Annotated in this window: 19 protein-coding genes; 7 read left to right on the top strand and 12 right to left on the bottom strand. The window is 74.4% G+C overall.

The features are described 5' to 3' along the window. Positions 1–46: 46 nt before the first annotated feature. Complete coding sequence (locus tag KCH_RS34970; RefSeq protein ID WP_035870018.1) at positions 47–949, top strand: NADP-dependent oxidoreductase; 903 nt, start codon at positions 47–49, stop codon at positions 947–949. A 74-nt stretch (positions 950–1,023) separates the two neighbouring features. On the opposite strand, the gene KCH_RS34975 is transcribed toward KCH_RS34970, so the two are convergent. Then, entirely contained in the window at positions 1,024–1,740 is a 717-nt protein-coding gene (locus tag KCH_RS34975; protein ID WP_035870021.1) for a GNAT family N-acetyltransferase, read from the bottom strand. Positions 1,741–1,922: 182 nt separating this feature from the next. Then, on the bottom strand, positions 1,923–2,558 hold the full coding sequence (locus tag KCH_RS34980; RefSeq protein ID WP_051653782.1) for a hypothetical protein: 636 nt from the start codon (positions 2,556–2,558) through the stop codon (positions 1,923–1,925). A 210-nt stretch (positions 2,559–2,768) separates the two neighbouring features. Here KCH_RS34980 and KCH_RS34985 point away from each other — a divergent pair, with 210 nt between their 5' ends. After that, on the top strand, positions 2,769–3,551 hold the full coding sequence (locus KCH_RS34985; RefSeq protein ID WP_035870024.1) for a class I SAM-dependent methyltransferase: 783 nt from the start codon (positions 2,769–2,771) through the stop codon (positions 3,549–3,551). A gap of 7 nt (positions 3,552–3,558) precedes the next feature. Here the strand turns inward: KCH_RS34985 and KCH_RS34990 are convergent, their stop codons facing one another. The 3 genes from KCH_RS34990 to KCH_RS38300 all read right to left on the bottom strand — a co-directional run bounded on the left by KCH_RS34990 (position 3,559) and on the right by KCH_RS38300 (position 6,066). After that, positions 3,559–4,179: a GNAT family N-acetyltransferase gene (locus tag KCH_RS34990; RefSeq protein ID WP_035870027.1), complete on the bottom strand. Its 621-nt coding sequence runs from the start codon at positions 4,177–4,179 to the stop codon at positions 3,559–3,561. 232 nt (positions 4,180–4,411) lie between these two features. Further along, positions 4,412–4,978 (bottom strand): NUDIX domain-containing protein, encoded by a 567-nt coding sequence (locus KCH_RS34995; RefSeq protein ID WP_244305575.1) that lies wholly within the window; start codon positions 4,976–4,978, stop codon positions 4,412–4,414. 35 nt (positions 4,979–5,013) lie between these two features. After that, positions 5,014–6,066 carry a hypothetical protein gene (locus KCH_RS38300; protein WP_157032329.1) on the bottom strand — a complete coding sequence of 351 codons (1,053 nt, stop codon included), beginning with the start codon at positions 6,064–6,066 and terminating at the stop codon, positions 5,014–5,016. Between KCH_RS38300 and KCH_RS35005 the strand changes: the two genes are divergently transcribed. The 5 genes from KCH_RS35005 (at position 5,980) to KCH_RS35020 (ending at position 11,937) form a co-directional block, all read left to right on the top strand. Further along, on the top strand, positions 5,980–6,669 hold the full coding sequence (locus tag KCH_RS35005; RefSeq protein WP_084224104.1) for a DUF2199 domain-containing protein: 690 nt from the start codon (positions 5,980–5,982) through the stop codon (positions 6,667–6,669). The genes KCH_RS38300 and KCH_RS35005 overlap by 87 nt on opposite strands. 147 nt (positions 6,670–6,816) lie before the next feature. Continuing rightward, entirely contained in the window at positions 6,817–9,261 is a 2,445-nt protein-coding gene (locus tag KCH_RS46325; protein ID WP_084224105.1) for an SAM-dependent methyltransferase, read from the top strand. 175 nt (positions 9,262–9,436) lie between these two features. Next, positions 9,437–9,625 (top strand): MarR family transcriptional regulator, encoded by a 189-nt coding sequence (locus KCH_RS45575; RefSeq protein ID WP_341865500.1) that lies wholly within the window; start codon positions 9,437–9,439, stop codon positions 9,623–9,625. Between the two features lie 141 nt (positions 9,626–9,766). Then, positions 9,767–10,180 carry a YfbM family protein gene (locus KCH_RS35015; protein WP_425268873.1) on the top strand — a complete coding sequence of 138 codons (414 nt, stop codon included), beginning with the start codon at positions 9,767–9,769 and terminating at the stop codon, positions 10,178–10,180. Positions 10,181–10,299: 119 nt separating this feature from the next. Further along, entirely contained in the window at positions 10,300–11,937 is a 1,638-nt protein-coding gene (locus tag KCH_RS35020; RefSeq protein ID WP_035870036.1) for an alkaline phosphatase D family protein, read from the top strand. A gap of 87 nt (positions 11,938–12,024) precedes the next feature. Here the strand turns inward: KCH_RS35020 and KCH_RS35025 are convergent, their stop codons facing one another. The 7 genes from KCH_RS35025 to KCH_RS45580 form a co-directional block, all read right to left on the bottom strand. Continuing rightward, the gene (locus tag KCH_RS35025; RefSeq protein WP_035870039.1) at positions 12,025–12,687 is read right to left on the bottom strand and encodes an HAD family hydrolase; all 663 of its coding nucleotides are present in this window, start codon (positions 12,685–12,687) and stop codon (positions 12,025–12,027) included. Then, entirely contained in the window at positions 12,684–13,331 is a 648-nt protein-coding gene (locus KCH_RS35030; protein WP_051653785.1) for an HD domain-containing protein, read from the bottom strand. Before KCH_RS35030 ends, KCH_RS35025 begins: the two co-directional genes overlap by 4 nt. A 68-nt stretch (positions 13,332–13,399) precedes the next feature. Then, positions 13,400–14,755, bottom strand: a complete 1,356-nt coding sequence (locus KCH_RS35035) for an NCS2 family permease (RefSeq protein ID WP_051653786.1) — start codon at positions 14,753–14,755, stop codon at positions 13,400–13,402. Beyond that, positions 14,752–15,558, bottom strand: coding sequence for a hypothetical protein (locus KCH_RS35040; protein WP_035870042.1), 807 nt, complete (start codon positions 15,556–15,558; stop codon positions 14,752–14,754). The genes KCH_RS35035 and KCH_RS35040 overlap by 4 nt, the downstream gene beginning before the upstream one ends. Beyond that, positions 15,555–16,349 carry an MFS transporter gene (locus tag KCH_RS43055; RefSeq protein ID WP_051653787.1) on the bottom strand — a complete coding sequence of 265 codons (795 nt, stop codon included), beginning with the start codon at positions 16,347–16,349 and terminating at the stop codon, positions 15,555–15,557. Before KCH_RS43055 ends, KCH_RS35040 begins: the two co-directional genes overlap by 4 nt. Next, positions 16,289–16,909 carry an MFS transporter gene (locus KCH_RS43060; protein ID WP_051653788.1) on the bottom strand — a complete coding sequence of 207 codons (621 nt, stop codon included), beginning with the start codon at positions 16,907–16,909 and terminating at the stop codon, positions 16,289–16,291. The genes KCH_RS43055 and KCH_RS43060 overlap by 61 nt, the downstream gene beginning before the upstream one ends. A 101-nt stretch (positions 16,910–17,010) precedes the next feature. Further along, the coding region (locus tag KCH_RS45580; RefSeq protein WP_051653789.1) for a nucleoside hydrolase at positions 17,011–18,461 on the bottom strand (1,451 nt) is incomplete at its 5' end.

Genomic DNA, 18,461 nt, shown 5'->3' on the forward strand with positions numbered 1-18,461 from the left:
GCCCGGAGCCGGCGCCCCACGTCCGCCGTCCGGATCGGAGTCCAGGATGAAGTCGGTGCGGTTCAGCAGGTTCGGAGGCTCCGAGGTCCTGGAGATCGTGGACCTTCCCGCCCCGCACGCCGGCCCCGGCCGGATCCGCATCGCCGTCCGCGCCGCCGGCGTCAACGCCAGCGACAGGAAGAAGCGCGCGGGCCTGATGGACCAGGAACTGCCGCAACTGCTCGGGCACGAGGCGGCGGGCGTGGTGGACGAGGTCGGCGCGGGCGTCACGGGCGTGTCCGTCGGCGACCGCGTGCTCGGCCTCTCCGAAACCGCCGGCGTCCAGGCCGAGTCGGCGGTGCTGTCGCACTGGGCGCCGCTGCCGGCGTCCGCGGGCTTCGCCGCTGCGGCGGCCCTCCCGTCCGCGGCCGAGACGGCCGCCCGCGGACTCGACCGGCTGGGCGTGGCGAGCGGCACCCTGGTCCTGATCAACGGCGCCTCGGGAAGCGTCTGCAGCGTCGCCGTCCAGCTGGCCGTGGCCCGCGGCGCGGGGGTGATCGGCACTGCCGGCCCCGCCGGGCACGCCTACGTCCGGTCACTCGGGGCGGAACCCGTCGCCTACGGCGATACCCTCGGGCCGGCCGTCCGCGCCCTGGCCCCCGGCGGCGTCGACCGGGCCCTGGACGTCGCCGGACACGGAGCGCTGCCCGGGCTCATCGAGCTCAGCGGCGGCCCCGGACACGTCGTCACCCTCGCCGACTTCACCGGCGCCCAGCAGCACGGGGTGGCCTTCAGCCGCGGGGACGACGGCCGGGCCCTCTACGTCCTCGGCGAACTCGGCGCGCTCGTCGAAAGCGGCCGCCTCGCCCTTCCCCGGGTGCACGCCTTCCCGCTCGACCGGGTCGCCGAAGCGCACCGCCTCGGCGAGAGCGGCCGCGCGGCCGGGAAGATCGTCCTGGTCGACGGCTGAGCACCACCGCCACCCAGGCCCTGCCCCGAAGGCGCACTCCCAGGATGCCGCCGTCGATTCCGATGGGCCGCCAATCAACCGACCTCGACCGAGAGTTGGGTGCCGAGTTCGCGGAAGCCGAGCCGGGCGGCGACCCGGCGGGAGGCCGGGACGCGGGCCCGCCACTGGGGGAGGAGGCCGGCGGCGAGAGCGTGCCGCGCGGCGGCGGAGGCGGCGCGACGGGCGAGGCCGTGGCCCCGGTGGGCGGGGTCGGTGAGCACACCGAGATGCGCGATCCCGAACGGCCAGCGGCGGTAGCCGCAGGCGGCGAGCACCCGGCCGTCCTCGGCGAGGACCGTGAAGACCGGCGAGGTGAGGCCGGCCAGGCCGGACTCCTCGGCATCCGCTGCGCCCGTGCGGTGCGCGAGGTCGCACAAGCGGGCGTCGTCGCAGGGGAGTTGGTGGACGGTGGCCGGGTGCGGGCGGAGGCCGCCAGGGGCGAGGTAGGCGAGCGCGGCCGGGCCGAGCAGCCCGGTGACGGGGAGGAGGGTGCGCAGGAGGTCGGGGTCGGTGGCCGGTTCGTCCGGCTGCTCGTGCAGGGCCGCGCGGAGCAGGCGGGCGCGGCGCTCGTCCGGGGCGGTGGCCAGGACGGCGCCGCCCAGCGTCACCAGGCCGACCCAGCCCGGTGGGCAGAAGCCGGAGTTCGGCGAGACCACGACGGTGGCCCGGCCGGGAGCGGGGAAGGTCGCCGGGGCGTCCGCCAGGAGCTCCCAGCGGCGCCAAGTCTCGTGCAGCAGAGCATCGTTCGTCATCGCGCCATCCTGCCCGCCGCACCCCGCGCCCGGCACCTCGATTGTGCGCGCACCGCGGGCCGCCGGCCGGGAACGCGGCGGGCGGTGCCGGTGCGGATCTCGGCCGCCGCGTCGGCGTGGATCGCCGGGCGCTGCGAGGTGCCGTGCGGCGAAGGGGAGGAGCGGGTCGGGGCGGGGTGAGGTCAGTGGCCGCCGCGCGGGTACTCGCAGCCGCCTTCCAGGTAGACGCCGTGCACCTCGATGCGGCCCGCACCGGAGAGGACGCCGGTCAGACAGCCGCCCGAGCCCGGCACGGAGAGGGTGAAGTGGACGCCGTCGCCGGCGGCGGACAGCGTGGCCTGGGGGTAGTCCAGCCGGTTCATCAGCGCGCGGCCCTGCGCCTCGTCGGCGGGCGTCTCGCGGGCGGCCGCCGCCGTGATCCGGGCCGCGTGCGCCTCGCCCCGGCAGCGCTGACTCTCCGTCAGCAGCATCATCTTCCGGAAGGCGTGGTTCTCCGCGTACTTGGGGTTCTCCGGGTTCGACCCGCCGGACTCGCCGGAATCGCCGGGCCCGGCGGTCGGCACCGGGGTGGGCACGGCGGTGGAGGCCGTCGCGCAGGCCTTCGCCACCGCGGGGAACTTCTGGTCCGCCTCGGCGAGTTCGCGCTGCCGGCGCTCCGCCGCCTCCTGCTCGATCTTGCTGATGCTCGCCGACACCTGCGGGTCGGGCTGCGCCTTCGCCCCGGTGCCGGGGTCGCCCGCGTGCGTGCTGCCGCAGGCGGTCAGCGTGCCGGTGGTGGCGAGCGCGACAGCGGCCAGGACCAGGACAGGACGTTTCACGGCGAGTGCTCCCAAGGAAAACCAGTGGCGGGCCCCGGGCGGCCCGTCCCCCCGCGCGGCATTCTTCCGTATGCGATGCACCTGGCGCCAGAGTATCCGTACTCAAGTGCGGCCCAGGGCCGGACGGCGACGGCCGCGCCCGGCCCGAGCGCGCCTCCGTCGTACGATCCGCCGGTCGTATCCGTCGTACCGACCAGGGGGATCCACACGATGGCGCAGACCGACCAACACCGCGTGCACCGCTCCTCGTTCGGCGCGGTCGCCGGCGCGTACGCCGAACACCGCCCCGACTACGCGCAGGCCGCCGTCCGGTGGGCGCTCGAAGCGGCGCCCGGGCCGCGGGTGCTCGACCTCGGGGCCGGGACGGGCAAGCTCACCGGCTGCCTGCTCGCCGCGGGCGTCGAGGTCGTCGCGGTCGAACCCGACCCGGCGATGCTCGGCGCGCTGCGCCGCGAGCTGCCGGAGGTCCGGGCGCTGGCGGGCAGCGCCGAGGCGATTCCGCTGCCGGACGGATCCGTTGACGCCGTGGTGTCCGGCAACGCGATGCACTGGTTCGACATGGACGCGGCCGGCCCGGAGATCGCCCGGGTGCTCGCCCCGGGCGGGGGGCTGGCCGGGTTGTGGAACCTGTTCGACGACGGCGTCGAGTGGGTGGCCGGCCTGGCCCGGGTCGGCGGGCCCGAGGCGATCGGCCCGCGCGACGTGCCCGCGAGCTGGCGCACCGCGACGGCCGCGCTGCACCTGCCCCCTGCCGGCGGCCCCGCCCGGTTCGGAGCGGCCGAACAGGCCGAATTCCCGCACGGGCAGCGGCGGACCGCCGAATCGCTGGTGGCGACGCTCGGCACCAGGGCCGGCCTGCTGGTGATGCCCGCGGACGAGCGGGAGGCGCGGCTCGCCCGGGCCCGCGCCTACCTGGCGGGCCGGGCGGAGACCGCGGACGGCGAGTTCGACCTCCCGATGCTGACCGGGGTGCTGCGGGCCCGCCGTCTCTGACGGCGACTCAGGAGGCTGCGCGGTCCTGGTGCAGCGGGACGGCGTACACCGGCTCCGGACCGTACGAGGTGAAGCCGGAGGCGAGCAGGATCGGGCCGGAGGTGGTCGGGTTCGCCTTGACCAGCGCCATCGTCGCGCCGTGGCCCACCGCGTAGGTCAACCGGGCGCCGAGCAGCGCCCGGTACACGCCGCGCCTGCGCCACTGCGGCACCACCACTCCGCCGGTGAGCCGGGCGACGCCGTCCACGACCTGCACGCCGCCGCTGCCGATGGGCTCGCCGTCCAGGTACGCGACGACCATGCCGCCGCCACCGGCCGGGACGGACGCCGCGTTCCGGGCGGCGAGGGCCTCGATCCGGTCGTCCGGCGGAACGGCGCCGTTGAAGGCGGCGGCCTCCATCGTCACGCCGTCCCGGGCGGTGGCGGCGTCGGTGGCCCAGCGCAGCGAGACGTCCACGACGGGCTGCCGGAGCTCGGGGACGCCGCCGCTCAGGTCGGCCGCCATGATCTCCAGCACCAGCTTCACCGTCGCGCCGCGCGCGGACAGTTCGGCCTCCAGGTCGGCCGGGGCGCCGAGCAGCACCTGCCAGTCCAGGATCGGCGGGCCGAAGGCGCGGGCCCGCTCCACCAGCTCGTCGACGACCCGGCCAACCGGGCGGCCGGCGTGAACGAGACCACGGAGAGGTCGAAGTCGACGTAGTCGGGCAGCCGGAGGAAGGTGTACTCGTCGGTGCGGACGACCTCGGCGTCGGGCGGCATCCAGACCCAGGCCGCACCGGCGGCGGCGACATCGGAAACTGTCAGGCTCATGCAGCTCAGGCTAGGTGCGCATGATCGGAACGCCGGCTGCTGTTACAGGATCAGGACCTGACGGTGACACAGTTCGGGCCCGATCGGAACCTGTCAGCGGCCCCCGGCCAGCCGGTCGGCGTGGGCCCGCATCCGGGGCCGGTCGGCGGGGAAGCAGCTGTCCCACGGGCGGTCCAGCGGAAGCCAGGCGGCCGGCTGGTGGTCCTCCGGCGCGAGCGGCGCGGCCGGGTCGACCAGCGCGGCGTACGACAGCCCGAGGGTCGGCGGCAGACCGCGGAGGTACGAGCGGACGGCGGCGGCGGCCGGCGCGGCAGCAGCCGCACGGCGAGGCCGGTCTCCTCGCGGAGCTCGCGGGCGGCGCCCTCGCGCGGAGTCTCGCCCGGCTCGACCGCCCCGCCCGGCGGCACCCAGCCGCGGTGCCGGTGACGCACCATCAGGACGCGGGTCAGCGCCGGGTCGAACACCCACACCTCCGCCGCGAGCGGCTCGACCCACCCGCGGGCCCGCTCGGCGGCGAACCAGCGGCGGGCGTCGTCGTACTCGGCGGCGGCCGACGCGGCGTCGGCGGCCGCCGCGTCCAGGGCGCGCCGCTGCTCGGGCAGCTCTCGGGTCGGCATCCGGGCACCCTACGGCCCTGCTCCGACAGTGCGTCCTACTCGACGACCATCCGGACCTCGTGCCGGGGATCCCGGGTGCAGAGGAAGACGACGATCTCCTCCGGCCCCGTCAGGCCGGTCGGGTTGTCCTCGGGCCGGGCCGCGCGGGCAGGATCCCCGACCGGACTCCAACCCGGTTCGCCCTCCCCGCCCTCGGGGAGGGTCAGGAACAGGGCCGTCTCGGATCCGCAGTCGCACCGGACCCGGCGGGGGCCGACCGGCCAGCCGCCGGTCCTGGCGCCGGGAGCCACGGAGAGGTCCCGGTCGTAGGTCGGGCCGCCGGCGGCGTCCTGGGCCTCGTCCCACTCCAGCACGCGGGAGCGCAGCGGCTCCGGGAGGGCCTCGGCGCACGGGAACTCGGTGATGCCCTCCGGGCCGAGGACGCACTGCTCCAGCACGAAGCCGTCGATCGCGCCGGCCGGCCGCGGCGCCCCGACGGACCGTGAGAGTCCGGCCGCGGCACGCCAGATGAGGAGCGGGGCCGGTCCGGGAAGGTGCGAGAGAAGACCGGGCGCGCTGCGGTGGGGGAGCGGGCACCAGAGGAGCTGGACCAGGTCGGCGCCCTCCGGGAACGACGTCTCCGGTACGTCGGCGGCGTGCAGTTGCAGGACCGGCAGCAGGGGCACCGGCTGCTCGGGCGGCAGGAGTTCCTCGGTCGTGACGACGGCCCGGTCCCGCGGCTCGGCCGAGGCGGCGCGCTGGAGGTCGTACCAGCGGTCCCGGAAGGTGGCCAGGACGGAGCCGGGATCGGCCAGTTGCGCGGAGAACGGCTCCATCGACTGCTCGAAGTCCGCGTTCAGCCGGGCGAGTCCGGTGGCGGCATGCCGGGACTCCTCGGGCGTCGCGGGCCGTTCGACCTTCACCACGTGCGCCAGCCCGCAGGCCGGCCACGGCTCGTCCGCCGGCCACAGCAGGGGCCCCGCCAGTGAACTCGCCCCCGGAGCCGGGATCCCGCGGCGAGGATGCAGCCGAGTCGCGCGCCTGGCGAGGGGGGCGAGTTCGGGAAAGACGGCGAGAACGTCGAGCGGCCGGTCGGGCGTCGTGAACATGGGCCACGATCCCACCCGGGCACCGGCCGCTGTCAAGATCGGCAGCCCGGCCGCACCGCCTGTCCGACCAGGGCGGTAGCGTCTGCCGGCACGTCGACCGATACCGGATTCAGCTGCGCCTGCTGCGGCGAACACCACGCCGAGACCCCCATGAACTTCTCCAGCCCCGCGCCGGTCCACTGGGAGCCGGGGATGGAGCGGGCGAAGAAGTGCGAGCTGACGTCCGACCAGTGTGTGATCCGGGGCGAGGCGTTCTTCGTCCGGGGCCTGATCGAACTGCCCGTCCTCGGCCACGACGAGGTGTTCTCGTGGGGCGTGTGGGTGTCGCTCAGCGAGCGGAACTTCCTGCGGGCGAGCGAGATGTGGGAGAACCCCGCGCGGGAGTCGGAACCCGCGTACTTCGGGTGGCTGTCGACGGAGCTGTTCCCGTACGAGCCGACGACGATCAACCTGAAGACCATGGTGCACACCCGCGCGGTGGGCCTGCGGCCCACCGTGGAACTGGAGCCGACCGACCACCCGCTGGCCGTCGAGCAGCGGACGGGCATCACCATGGAGCGGGTGCGGCAACTCGCCGAGGCGGTGCTGCACGCCGGGGCGTGACGGAGGCCGCCCTGAGCCGAACGAGGGGACTCGGACACCGCGGGAGACCGGGCGGGCCGGGGCGGGAGCGGGCGACCTACAGTGCGGCGCAGGGGCCGAGTGTCGTGCCCGAGGTGTGGGCGGGGCCTGATCGCAGTGGGAGAGCTCATGACCGACGGACAGCTCCGCAGTACGCCCGCGCCCGGGCGCCGTCCGGGAACGCTGGTGCTGATGGGATCGGGGATCCGGGCCATCGGACAGTTCACCCTGGAGTCGCAGGAGTACCTCCGCTGGGCGGACCGGGTGTTCTACTGCGTCTCGGACCCGACCACCGAGCGGTGGATCCTCGACCAGCAGCCGGACGCGGTCGACCTGTACACGCTGTACGACAACGACAAGCCGCGGCGGATCACCTACGTGCAGATGGCCGAGTCGATGCTCCGGCCGCTGCGCGAGGGCCTGAACGTCGTCGGCGTCTTCTACGGACACCCCGGCGTGTTCGTCAACCCCTCGCACCGGGCCATCGCCATCGCCCGGCAGGAGGGCCACGCCGCGTTCATGCTGCCCGCGGTCTCCGCGCTGGACTGCCTGTTCTCGGACCTCGGGATCGACCCCTCGCGCCCGGGCTGCCAGATCATCGAGGCGACCGACCTGCTGCTGCGCAAGCGCCAGCTGCTGACGGACAGTCACGTGGTGCTGCTCCAGGTCGGCAGCGTCGGCGACACCGGCTTCCGGTTCGCCGGATTCCCGAACACCCACCTCGGGGCGCTGGTCAACTACCTCCAGGAGGCGTACGGGCCCGACCACGAGATCGTCAACTACATCGCCGCGCAGTACGCGATCGCCGATCCGGTGGTCCAGCGGGTGAAGCTGTCCGAGCTCCTGGAGCCGGAGAACAGCCGGCGGGTCACCGGCATCAGCACCTTCTACGTCCCGCCGGTGGCCGAGCGGCCGATGGACCTGGAGACGGCGAAGGCGCTGGGGCTGAAGGTCGCGGTCCAGCCCGAGCCGAAGGGCGGGAAGCTGCGCTCCGGCTCGGCGCTGGCGGGCCCGTTCGCGCCGTTCGACGAGCCGTACACCGAGTTCGACGAGCGGTTCGTCGAACTGCTCGACCGGCACCAGGTGCCGCGCGACTACCGCAAGTCCCGTTCCTCACGGGCGTTCTACGAGGCGATCCGCGACCTCTCCGTCGACCCGGCCAAGATCGAGCAGTACAAGGACGACCCGGACCGCGTCCTGCTGTCGCGGGCCCCGCTGCGCGCCGACGAGCGGACCGCGCTGCGGACCGGGCACGCCGGACGGATCCGGGAGGGCTTCCACCGCACCGAGGACGAGGTCGCCGCCGGGTTCGTGCTGAGCCTGGTCACCGACGTCGAGACCGCCGCCGAGTACACCCGCCTGCTGGTCGAGGCGTCCGCGGCGCCCGCACCCGCCGAGGCGGCCCGGACCGCGCTCGAACACTGGGGCTACGACACCGACGTCACCGCGATCGGCGAGGCGTTCACCAGGCTCGGCGCCGGACGGGCGCTGTGGGCCGGCGGCTACCACCTGGTCGTCGACGGCGAGCCCGGCCGGACGCTGTTCGTCGGCGGCACCCGGATCGAGCTCGACGGGGCGGAACTCCAGGGCGCCCGGCTCGCCGACGGGGTGCTGTCCTGGAGCGAGGACGCCGGCAACTCCTCGTCCGGGGCACTCGAGTTCGCCCTCGCCTCCGCGCCGCAGGACGGCACGGCCGGCGCCGGCTACGTGGGCCCGTACTGCCACGGACGGGTCTGGCACGGCAGCGCCCGCCCCGCCGCGGAGAACGCCTTCGGCAAGGTCGGCGTGTTCGACCCGGAGTCAGTTGCCGCCCGGGGCGCGGCAGATCCGCTGTCCACCTGGTACGGCAGCTACCGGACCTCGCTGGTCGGCGACGGCGGCCGGTGGGTCGACGGCCCGGTGGTCACCGTGCGGGCGGACGAGGACGACGCGCGCGGCGCGACCGTCGAATGCGACGGAAAGCCGGTCCAGCGGTTCGGCTACGCCGACGGAGTCCTCGGCTGGACCAGCGCCGAGCCCGGCTGGTCCGGCGGCGTGGTCTTCCAGATGCGGCCCGGACCGGCCCTGATCGGACGGCTGTGGAACAGCGCCGCCGACCCCCGGATGATGAAGATCCGCGCCATCGGGTACACCGACGCCGTGCCGGACCCGTCGGCGCTCGCCGAGCTCAGCCCGCTGCTCGCCTGGCGGGCCCACGCCGTCTGCGTCGCCCTCGCCGGGACGGCCGTCGAACTCGGCCGCTCGCTGGCCCTCGCCGAGCGCTCCACCGCCGTCGACCGGGCCCGCACCGCACTCGCCCGCACCTTCCGGATGCCCTCCACGCTCGCCCGACTCGCCCCCACCGACCTGAAGTTCGTCCCCCCGTTCACCGATCTCGACGTGGTCGACGTCGACATCGACGCCGTGGACGTGGACACCATCGACGTCAACGCGATCGAGGTCGACATCGACGCGGACTTCATCGACGTCACCATCCCCGTGGACATCGTGGACGCGGCCGTGGTCGAGGTCGAGTTCATCGCCGCGGTCGACGCCGGCGACAAGGAGCAATTCCGCGAGGAAGAGGAAGGCTAGTCCCGCCGCCAGCCGGGCCGCCGGGCCCCACCGAGAGGGCGGACCCCCGGGGCGCAGGTGGGGTGGATGCTGCTCCAGTTGCCCCGGGCCAGGTGAACCGTCTGCTGGCGGCCCCGCCGCCCCGCCCGGCCCGCACGTCCTGCGCCGCTTCCTCGGCCCGGCCCGCTGCGCCGCGCTGGCCGCCCTCAGGTCCCCCCTGTCGACCCGTCAACTCGCGGACGCGCTCCACCTCTCCCCCTCCGCGGCCAGCCGCCGGGCCACCACCCTCCGCGAGGCCGGCCTGATCGCCACCACCCGCGAAGGCCGCTGCGTCCGGCACACCCTGACCCCGCTGGGCCGCGACCTGCTCGACCGGACGGGCTGAAGCGAGGGACTGTCAGTGAGGTCGGCTTGGATCGGTCGGAGAGACGGAAGGGGGCGCCCGGGGGATGGGGTGTCGGGGAGTGTTGTTCGCGTTGACGGCGGAGGAGGGGGCGCGGCTGGGGCGTGTGAGGGGGACGAGGAGGTGATGGGGGTGGTCGAGGAGGTGGAGGAGGCCTGGGACGAGCCGCGGGTGTGCGAGCTGGACAAGGCGTGGGACGCGTTGCACCGGTGTCTGACGGACGGCCGGCTGCAGTTCGGCAACGGGGAGTTCCCGCTGTCGCACGCGATCCTCGGCGGCCGGCCGCTGCTGGAGGGGGAGGACTACGTGGTGTGCCACCTGGAGCCGGTCGAGGTGCGGGCGGTGGCGGAGGCGCTGGCGGGGGTCGACGAGGCGTGGCTGCGGAGGCGGTACGCGGAGCTGGAGTTCGAGGACTACGAGGGGTTCCGGGGCGAGGACGACCTGGCGTACACCGTGTGCTTCCTGCCGGACCTGCGGGAGTTCTACCGGCGGGCCGCCGAGCAGGGTCAGGCCGTGGTCTTCACCGTCGACCAGTGACTTCACGACTTTGCCATCAAATGATCATTCGTTTGCCGGAGTGAGGACCACGGGCGGACCACCTGAACGGGTCGAATTTCCTTCGCACACCCGCCCATTCAGCGAAAGGTGCCACTCCGATGAGCAGCCTTGCCGACCGCCCCACCCCCGACGAGCAGTTGCGCGCCGCCGCAGCCCGGCTCGACCGCCGCCGGTTCCTCACCGTCACCTCGGCCGCCGCCGCGCTCGCCTTCGGCGTCAACCTGCCGGGCGCGCACGCCGAGGAGAACGAACTCGCCGCGCGCACCCTCACCGAGAACCCGTTCACGCTGGGCGTCGCCTCCGGCGACCCGCTGCCGGACGCCGTGGTGCTGTGGACCCGGCTCGCGCCGCGCCCGCTGGAGCCCGGCGCCGGAATGCCGCCGGCGGGCAGCGTGCGGGTCGGCTGGGAGATCGCCCGGGACGAGCGGTTCAAGCGCACCGAGCGTCGCGGCACGGCCCGGGCGCACGCCGAGTTCAACTGGTCGGTGCACGTGGACGCCGACGGCCTGGACGCCGGCCGCGAGTACTGGTACCGGTTCACCGTCGGCCAGTGGAGCAGCCCCGTCGGACGCACCCGCACCGCCCCCAACCACGGCCGCAAGCTGGACCGCACCAGGATCGGGCTGGTCTCCTGCCAGGCGTACGAGGACGGCTACTTCACCGCCTACCGGCACCTCGCCCAGGAGGACCTGGACGCGGTGTTCCACGTCGGCGACTACATCTACGAGTACGGGATCGACCAGGCCGGCGGCGACCGCAAGTACACCGACCGCGTGCTGCCCGCGGCCCTCGGCCACGAGACCGCCACGCTGGAGGACTACCGGCTGCGGTACTCGCTGTACAAGACCGACGCCGACCTCCAGGCCGCGCACGCCGCCCACCCCTGGTACGTCACCTGGGACGACCACGAGGTGGAGAACAACTACGCCGCCGGCATTCCCGAGAAGAACCAGGACCCGGCGCCGTTCGTCGCCCGCCGCGCCGCCGCCTACCGCGCCTACTGGGAGAACCAGCCGCTGCGGATGCCGAAGCCGAACGGCACCGAACTGACCCTCTACCGCCGCTTCCAGTACGGGCAGTTGGCGCAGTTCGACATCCTCGACACCCGCCAGTACCGCGACGACCAGGCCAACGGCGACGGCTGGCAGTACCCGACCCCCGCGTCCGAGGACCCGAAGCGCACCCTGATGGGCGCCGCGCAGGAGCGCTGGTTCGCCGACGGGCTGCGCCGCTCCAAGGCGCTGTGGAACGTGGTGCCGCAGCAGGTGGTGTTCTCCCGCCGCAAGAACACCACCGCCGCCTCCTCCAAGCTCTCCATGGACGCCTGGGACGGCTACCCGGCCGCCCGCGAGCGCTTCCTGACCGCCGTCGAGCAGGCCGGCGTGAAGAACCTGGTGCTGCTCACCGGTGACGTGCACGTGGCCTACGCGCTCGACGTGAAGCGGAACTTCGACGACCCGAACTCCCGCACCGTGGGCGTCGAGTTCGTCGGCACCTCGATCAGCAGCGACGGCGACGGCGAGGCCCACCCGTCCAACTGGGCCACGCTGACCGCCGCCAACCCGCACATGAAGTTCTACGACGGCCGGCGCGGCTACACCCTGGTCACCCTCGACCGCCACCAGGCCCGCGCCGACTACCGCGCCGTCAGCCACATCACCCGGCCCGGCGGCACCCTGCTCACCGCCGCCTCCTTCGTCACGGAGGCCGGCAACCCGGGCGTCCGGCCCGCCTGACCGGACGTCCGACGGGGAAGCCGGGGGCCTCCGGCAGGTCTTCCGCAGCGGAGACCCGCCGGAGGCCGCGATCGGTGTGACGGGGCGTCAGGCCGGGGCGAGGATCCGGTCGACCACCGTCGGGAAGTCGGCGGCCAGCCAGGTCGGGCCGGCGGTGCGGAGGCGGGCCTCGGAGTGGAGGCCGTAGGTGACGGCGACGGAGCGGAGGCCGGCGGCGTTCGCCATCAGGACGTCGTGGACGGTGTCGCCGACCATCACCGCCTCGGCGGGCGGGTGGCCCAGTTCGGTGGTGATCAACAGGCCGGCGTCGGGGGCGGGTTTGGGGCGGGCTACGGCGTCGGCGCCCACCACCAGGGCGAACCGGTCGCGCAGGCCGGCCGAGGTGAGCAGCGCCTCGGCGCTGGCGGTGAGCATGTTGGTGGCCACCGTCAGGGTGAGGCCGGCGGCGCACAGCCGGGCCAGGCCGTCCGCGACGCCCGGGTAGAGCAGCTCGCGGGCCCGGGGCACGGTCCGTTCGCGGTAGAGCGCCAGATAGGCGCGCACCGCGGCGGCGACCTCCGCCGAGTCGGCCGGTGCGCCGAGGAGCCCCGCGTAGGACTCGGCCAGCGGGCGGCCGATGGTGGCGCGGACCGCCTCCGGGCCGACGCCGGTGACGCCGAGCGAGGCGAGGACCGCGGTGCTGGTGGCGACGACGGTGGACGCGGTGTCCAGCAGGGTGCCGTCCAGGTCGAACAGGGCCAGCGCGGTCATGACCGGGGCACCCAGCCGTGCTCGGCGCCGGTGCGGATCAGCGTCTCGGCGTAGGCCCACAGCTCGGCGGAGGACTCGCCGATCACGGACTTGCGGGCCAGCACGTCCGCCTCCGTCACCCCCGGGGTGCGCCACGTGCCGCCGCGGTTGCCGTAGTTGAGCAGCAGCGGCTGGAGGCGGTCCATCGCCTTGGCGAACCGGGCCTCCGCGCTGACCCGCTCCTCGAACTCGTCCCAGACCGCCCGGAACCGGTCCCGCTGGTCGTCCGGCAGGATCGCGAACAGCTTGTCCGCGGCCGCGCGTTCGCGGTCCTGCTGGCCGGCGGCGGCCGCGGCGTCGTACAGGAAGGTGTCCCCGGCGTAGATCTCCACCAGGTCGTGCAGCACGACCATGGCGAGCACCTTGAACGGGTCGACCGGCTCGTCCGCGTACTCGGCGAGGACCAGCGCCATCAGGGCGAGGTGCCAGGAGTGCTCGGCGTCGTTCTCGCGCCGGTCGGCGGCCAGCAGCGGGCTGCGCCGGAAGACGTTCTTCAGCTGGTCGACCTCGATGACGAACTCGATCTGGCGGCGCAGCCGTTCGGGGGTGGAGCCGGGCTGGTCCACGGACCCGGCGAACTCCGGGGTCCGGTCGTCACGGGGCATGGGGGCGCTCCCTCGGGCAGATGCTGACGGCATGTCAGGACAGTCGGATCGGAACGGGTCCGGAAGGGTCAGAACTGGAGGTACTGGAGCAGGATGCTCGCCGCGAGCACCAGGGTGGTGATCCACAGCGCCGGGTGGACCGGTCGCCGGCCCGCCGCGCGCAGCACCGCGCTGGTGGCGAACGCGGCGGCCATCGCCTGGTCGATGGCCAGGGTGGCGACGGTGACGGCGGCCGCCACGACGATCGCGGCCAGTGCGAGGCGGTCGCCGCGGGCCGGGCGCAGCGCGGTGAGCATCTTGACGGCGACGAACACCAGCGCGCCGGCCGTGGCCTCGACCGGCAGGTGGGCGAGGACGGGGGCGAAGAACAGGCACAGGAGCAGCAGCAGCCCGGTGGTGACGGCGGAGAGTCCGCTGCGGGCCCCGGCCCGGATCCCGACCGCGCTCTCCACGAACGCGACGAAGCTGGACGAGCCGGCGGCGGAGCCGGCCACGGTCGCCCCGGCGTCGATCAGCAGGGCCTGGCGCATGCCCGGGACCTTCCCGGCGCCGTCCTGGAGCGGGGTGTGGGCGGTCAGGCCGACGATCTTGGCGATGCTGCCGAAGAAGTCCAGGGCGAACAGCACCAGGATCACGCCCCAGGCCCGCGGGTCGGCGATCACCGTCAGGTCGAAGCGGAACAGGGCGGCGCCGGCGCCGTCGAGGCCGCGGCCCGGATCGGCCGCCGCGACGCCGCCGGCCGCGCAGACCACGGCCGAGGCGAGGATGCCGGCCGGCACGGCCACCGGCCGGGCCCGGCCGCCGAAGCGGTCCACCAGCAGGGACGCGGCCAGGCCCGCGCCGAGCGCGAGCGCGGGAGCGCCGGTCCAGTCGCCGAGCCCGGCGGGGTGCCCGCCGGAGGTGCGCAGCAGGTGGGCGATCTGAAGGCCGATCAGGGCGATGAAGACGGCGACGGCGCCGGCCAGCGCCGAACGCAGCTCGGCCGGAATGGCGTTGATGACGGCCTCGCGCACCCGCAGCAGGGAGACCGCCAGCATGGCGACGCCGGACCAGAAGACCATGCCGAGGGCCTCGGGCCAGCCGAAGGCGAGCGTGCCGACCACCGAGAAGGCGACGACGGAGTTCATCTCCATGCCGGGCGCGACCGCGAACGGCAGCCGGGCCCACAGGCCCATCGCCAGCGTGGCGAGGCCGCCGACCGCGGCGGTGGCCAGGAAGGCGGCGGTCCGCGGGATGCCGGCCTGGCCGAGGATCGCCGGGTTGACGATGACGATGTACGACAGCGCCAGGAAGGTGGACGCGCCGGCGAGTACCTCCCGGCGCCAGGTGGTGCCGCGGGCGGCGAGTTCGAAGTGCCGGTCGAGGACGGCGGCCGGGCCGGTGACGGGGCGTCTGCTCGCCTTGTCGGCTCCGGTGGTGGTCATGGCCGGGCGCCCGGGGCGGGGCGGGTCGCGGCCACCGGCGCGATGGTGTCGCCGACGTCGCCGAGGACGAGCGTGCCGTCGCCGTCGGGGCTGACCGCGTAGAACTTGCGGTTCAGCACCCCGGAGACGTGGCCGATGTGCAGGGTCAGCCGCAGGCCCAACTGCTCGGCGTGCCGGGCCAGGGCGAGGGCGCCCTGCTGGGTGGAGTGGCAGGTGAACACGTCCACGGTGGCGCCGGGCTGCAGGGCGAGCTGCATCATGGCCATCAGCGTGACGCCGCTGGCCACCACGCCGTCGATGATGACGACCCGTTCGGCCCGCGAGGGCAGCCACTCGTCGACGCCGACGATCAGCCCGTCGGCCATCGGGATGCGCTTGGCCTGCGGGGTCCAGTACCCGTGCCGGTCGGTGACGCCGAGGTGCTCGGCGAGGATGCGGCCCTCGCGCTCGGGGGCGATCACGGCGGTGCCGGGCTCGGCGGCCCGCTCCGCGGCCTGAACCGGCAGCAGCGCGTAGATGTCGAGCAGGGCTCGTAAGTAGCGGGCCCGGTCGGCCTCCTGCTGGTCCGTCAGGTTGGCGATCTCGGCGATGGCGGCCATCCGCTCCAGGACGGCGGGCCGCTCGGCGGAGGCCACCCGGACGTTGGCGGGCAGCGGCCCGGGGCGGTGCAGCTCCGCCAGGGCGGGGCCGCCGAAGTGCACCAGGCTGCCGAAGTACGAGTTGTAGTCCTTCTCGAAGCCGGCGACCAACTGCTGCACGTCGGCGGGGAGTTCGGAGCGGTCGATCAGGTGGGTGCGGTTCACTGCTGTCCTCCGGCCCGGGTTTCCGCGGGGATCGCGGGGTGGGATGCCGTGGTGGTGGCGCGCCCGTCGCGGGCGAGCAGGGCGAGCGCCAGCGGTGCGGCCGCGGTGGCGACCGCGGCGGTGACGAGGAAGGTGCGGGTGAAATCGGCGGTGACGGGGTGTTCGCCGTGCAGCAGGACCAGCACCGCCAGGCCGACGGAGCCGCCGGTGTACTGCGCGGTGGTCACCAGGGCGCTGCCGGTGCTGTTGCTCTGCGGCGGCAGGTCGCGGGTGCCGGTGATGAACATGCCGGTGAACGCCATGCCCTGGCCCAGTCCGCTGAGCAGCAGCCCGGGCAGCAGGCCGGCCGCGTAGCCGGCGTGCGCGCCGACCGCCACGGCGAGGACGGCCAGGCCGACCGCGCCGAGGAGGAAGGCCGTCGCCAGCAGGCGGCCCAGCGGCATCCGGCCGGCCAGCCGCCCGGCCAGGGTGTTGCCGACCACGATGGTGCCGGCCAGCGGCAGGAACGCGATGCCGGCGGCGAGCGCGCTCCAGTCGCGCACGTCCTGCAGGTAGAGGGTGACCAGGTAGAACTCGGCGCCGAAGCTGGCCATGTACAACGCGGCCACCACGCAGGCGACTTGGAGGGTGCGCACGCGCAGCAGCGAGCCCGGCACCAGCGGCCGGCGGCGGCTGCGGCCGGCGGCCAGGAAGGCGCCCGCGGCGAGCGCCGTCAGCACCGAGACCGCCATCACCGGCACCGACGGGTGGGCGCGGGAGAGTTCGGTGAACGCCAGCACCACCGCGACCACGGCGGTGCAGGCGGCGAAGGTCGCCGAGGCGGCGATCGGGGTGCGGGCGCGGTCCGCGGCCGCGCCGAGCGCCGGGCCGCGGCCAGCAGGCAGACCGCGACGATGGGCAGGTTGATCCAGAAGATCCACGGCCAGGACGCGACGGACAGGATGCCGCCGCCGGCGGTGACCCCGAGCGCCAGGCCGACCGCCCCGGTGGTGCCCCACACGCTGACCGCCCGGTCCCGGGCGGGACCGGCCGGATAGGCGGCGCTGAGCAGGCCGAGCGTGGACGGCACCAGCAGCGCCGCGGCAACGCCCTGCCCGACCCGGGCGGCGATCAGCGGCCCGGCCGAGCCGGCCAGCGCGGCGCCCACCGAGGAGGCCGCGAACAGGAGTTGGGCGGAGAGGAAGACCCGCCCCGCGCCGAAGGCGTCGGAGAGCTGGCCGCCGAGCAGCAGGCACCCGGCGAAGAAGATGGCGTAGGCGCTGACGATCCACTGCAGGGCGACGGTGGAGAAGTGCAGGCTTCCCCCGATGTCGGGGAGCGCGACATAGATGATGGAGAAGTCCAGCGCCACCAGCAGCTGCGCGCCGGCGAGCGCAGTGAGCAGGCGGGGCCGGGGGTCGGTCCGGAAGGAGCGTGCACTGCGGGTCAGCCTCCAGGGAGTGTGTCGTCGGGTCAGCCCAGAGCGGTGAGTGCCTTCATGAAGACGTCCCAGAACCGCTCGGTGTCCAAGTGGGTCGCCACCTTGGCGTTGGGGGTCCGTCCGGTGACACCGTACAGGTCGACCACGGTCGCGCCCCGGGTGAACTCTCCGCGCAGTTCGATGGAGACCGGGGCCTCCACGCAGTCGACCAGCGTCGGGTCGAGGACCCGGGCGATGGCCACCGGGTCGTGCAGCGGCGCGTCGGGCAGGTCCCAGATCTGGTCGTAGGTGCTGGAACGGAAGCCCAGCAGCGAGGCCGACACCTTGCTGATGTGCGTGCCGACGTCGAGGATCCGCTGCATCACCTCGGAGGTGACCGGGGCCTGGTGAGTGACGTTCAGGCCGCAGTAGGTGATCGGGACGCCGCTGGCGAGGACCTCGTGGGCGGCCTCCGGGTCGACCAGGATGTTGTACTCGGCGTACGGCGTGGTGTTGCCGCGGTGGGTGGCGCCGCCCATGCAGACGATCTCCTTGATCCGCGCCCGGTCGTCGGGGTGGCGGGCGAAGAGGCCGGCGATGTTGGTCTGCGGGCCGGTCACCACGAGGGTGATCGGTTCGGGGCTGTCCACCAGCAGGTCGTGGATCAGGTCGACGGCGTGCGCCGACTGCAGCGGGACCTCCGGCTCGGGGAACTCCCAGCCGTCCAGGCCGGTTTCGCCGTGCACGTCGTCGCCGATCAGCAGGGTGCCGGTGAGCGGCTTCGGGTAGCCGGCGGCGACCGGGACGTCGAAGGCCCTGGCGAGGGAGCACATCCGGCGGGCGTTCATCGCGGTCTTCTCGACCGTCTGGTTGCCGGCGCTGGTGGTGACGGCCTTCAGCTCGACGCGCGGGTCGCCGACGGCCAGCAGGATGGCCATGGCGTCGTCGTGGCCGGGATCGCAGTCCAGGATGATGGGGGTGGACACGGGAACCTCCGGGTCAGGTGGTGGCGGTGACGGTGCGGTAGAAGGACAGGTGCTGCCGGCCGGCGGTGGCGAAGGACTCCCGCAGGCGCCCGGCCAGCGCCAGGTCGGCCGCGGTCGGCTCGACCGGGGCGCGTCCAGGGCGCGGCGCAGCGCCCCGGTCACGGCCCGCGCGTCGCCGGCCGGGACGATCTCGGCGGCGGAGTAACCGGCCAGCAGCGCCGGCAGGTTGCCGGAGTCGCTGGCGACGATGCGGCGGTGGCAGATGACCGCCTGGGCGACGGAGAGCGAGAACGGCTCGCCGTGGGCGCCGTGGTCCACGGTCGGATGGACGATCACCCCGGCGGCCCGGACGGCGGACCAGCTCTGCTCGGGCCGGTAGTGCGTGAAGTGCAACCGGCCCTTGTCGCGCCAGGTCTCGGCGCGCCGCATCAGGTCGTCGGGGATGCCCGGCGGCCAGATCAGGTGCCGGGTCCCGGCGTGGACGAAGTGCAGGTCGGCGCCCTCGTCGAGCAGGGTCA

This window comes from Kitasatospora cheerisanensis KCTC 2395, from assembly GCF_000696185.1.
Classification (GTDB): domain Bacteria; phylum Actinomycetota; class Actinomycetes; order Streptomycetales; family Streptomycetaceae; genus Kitasatospora; species Kitasatospora cheerisanensis.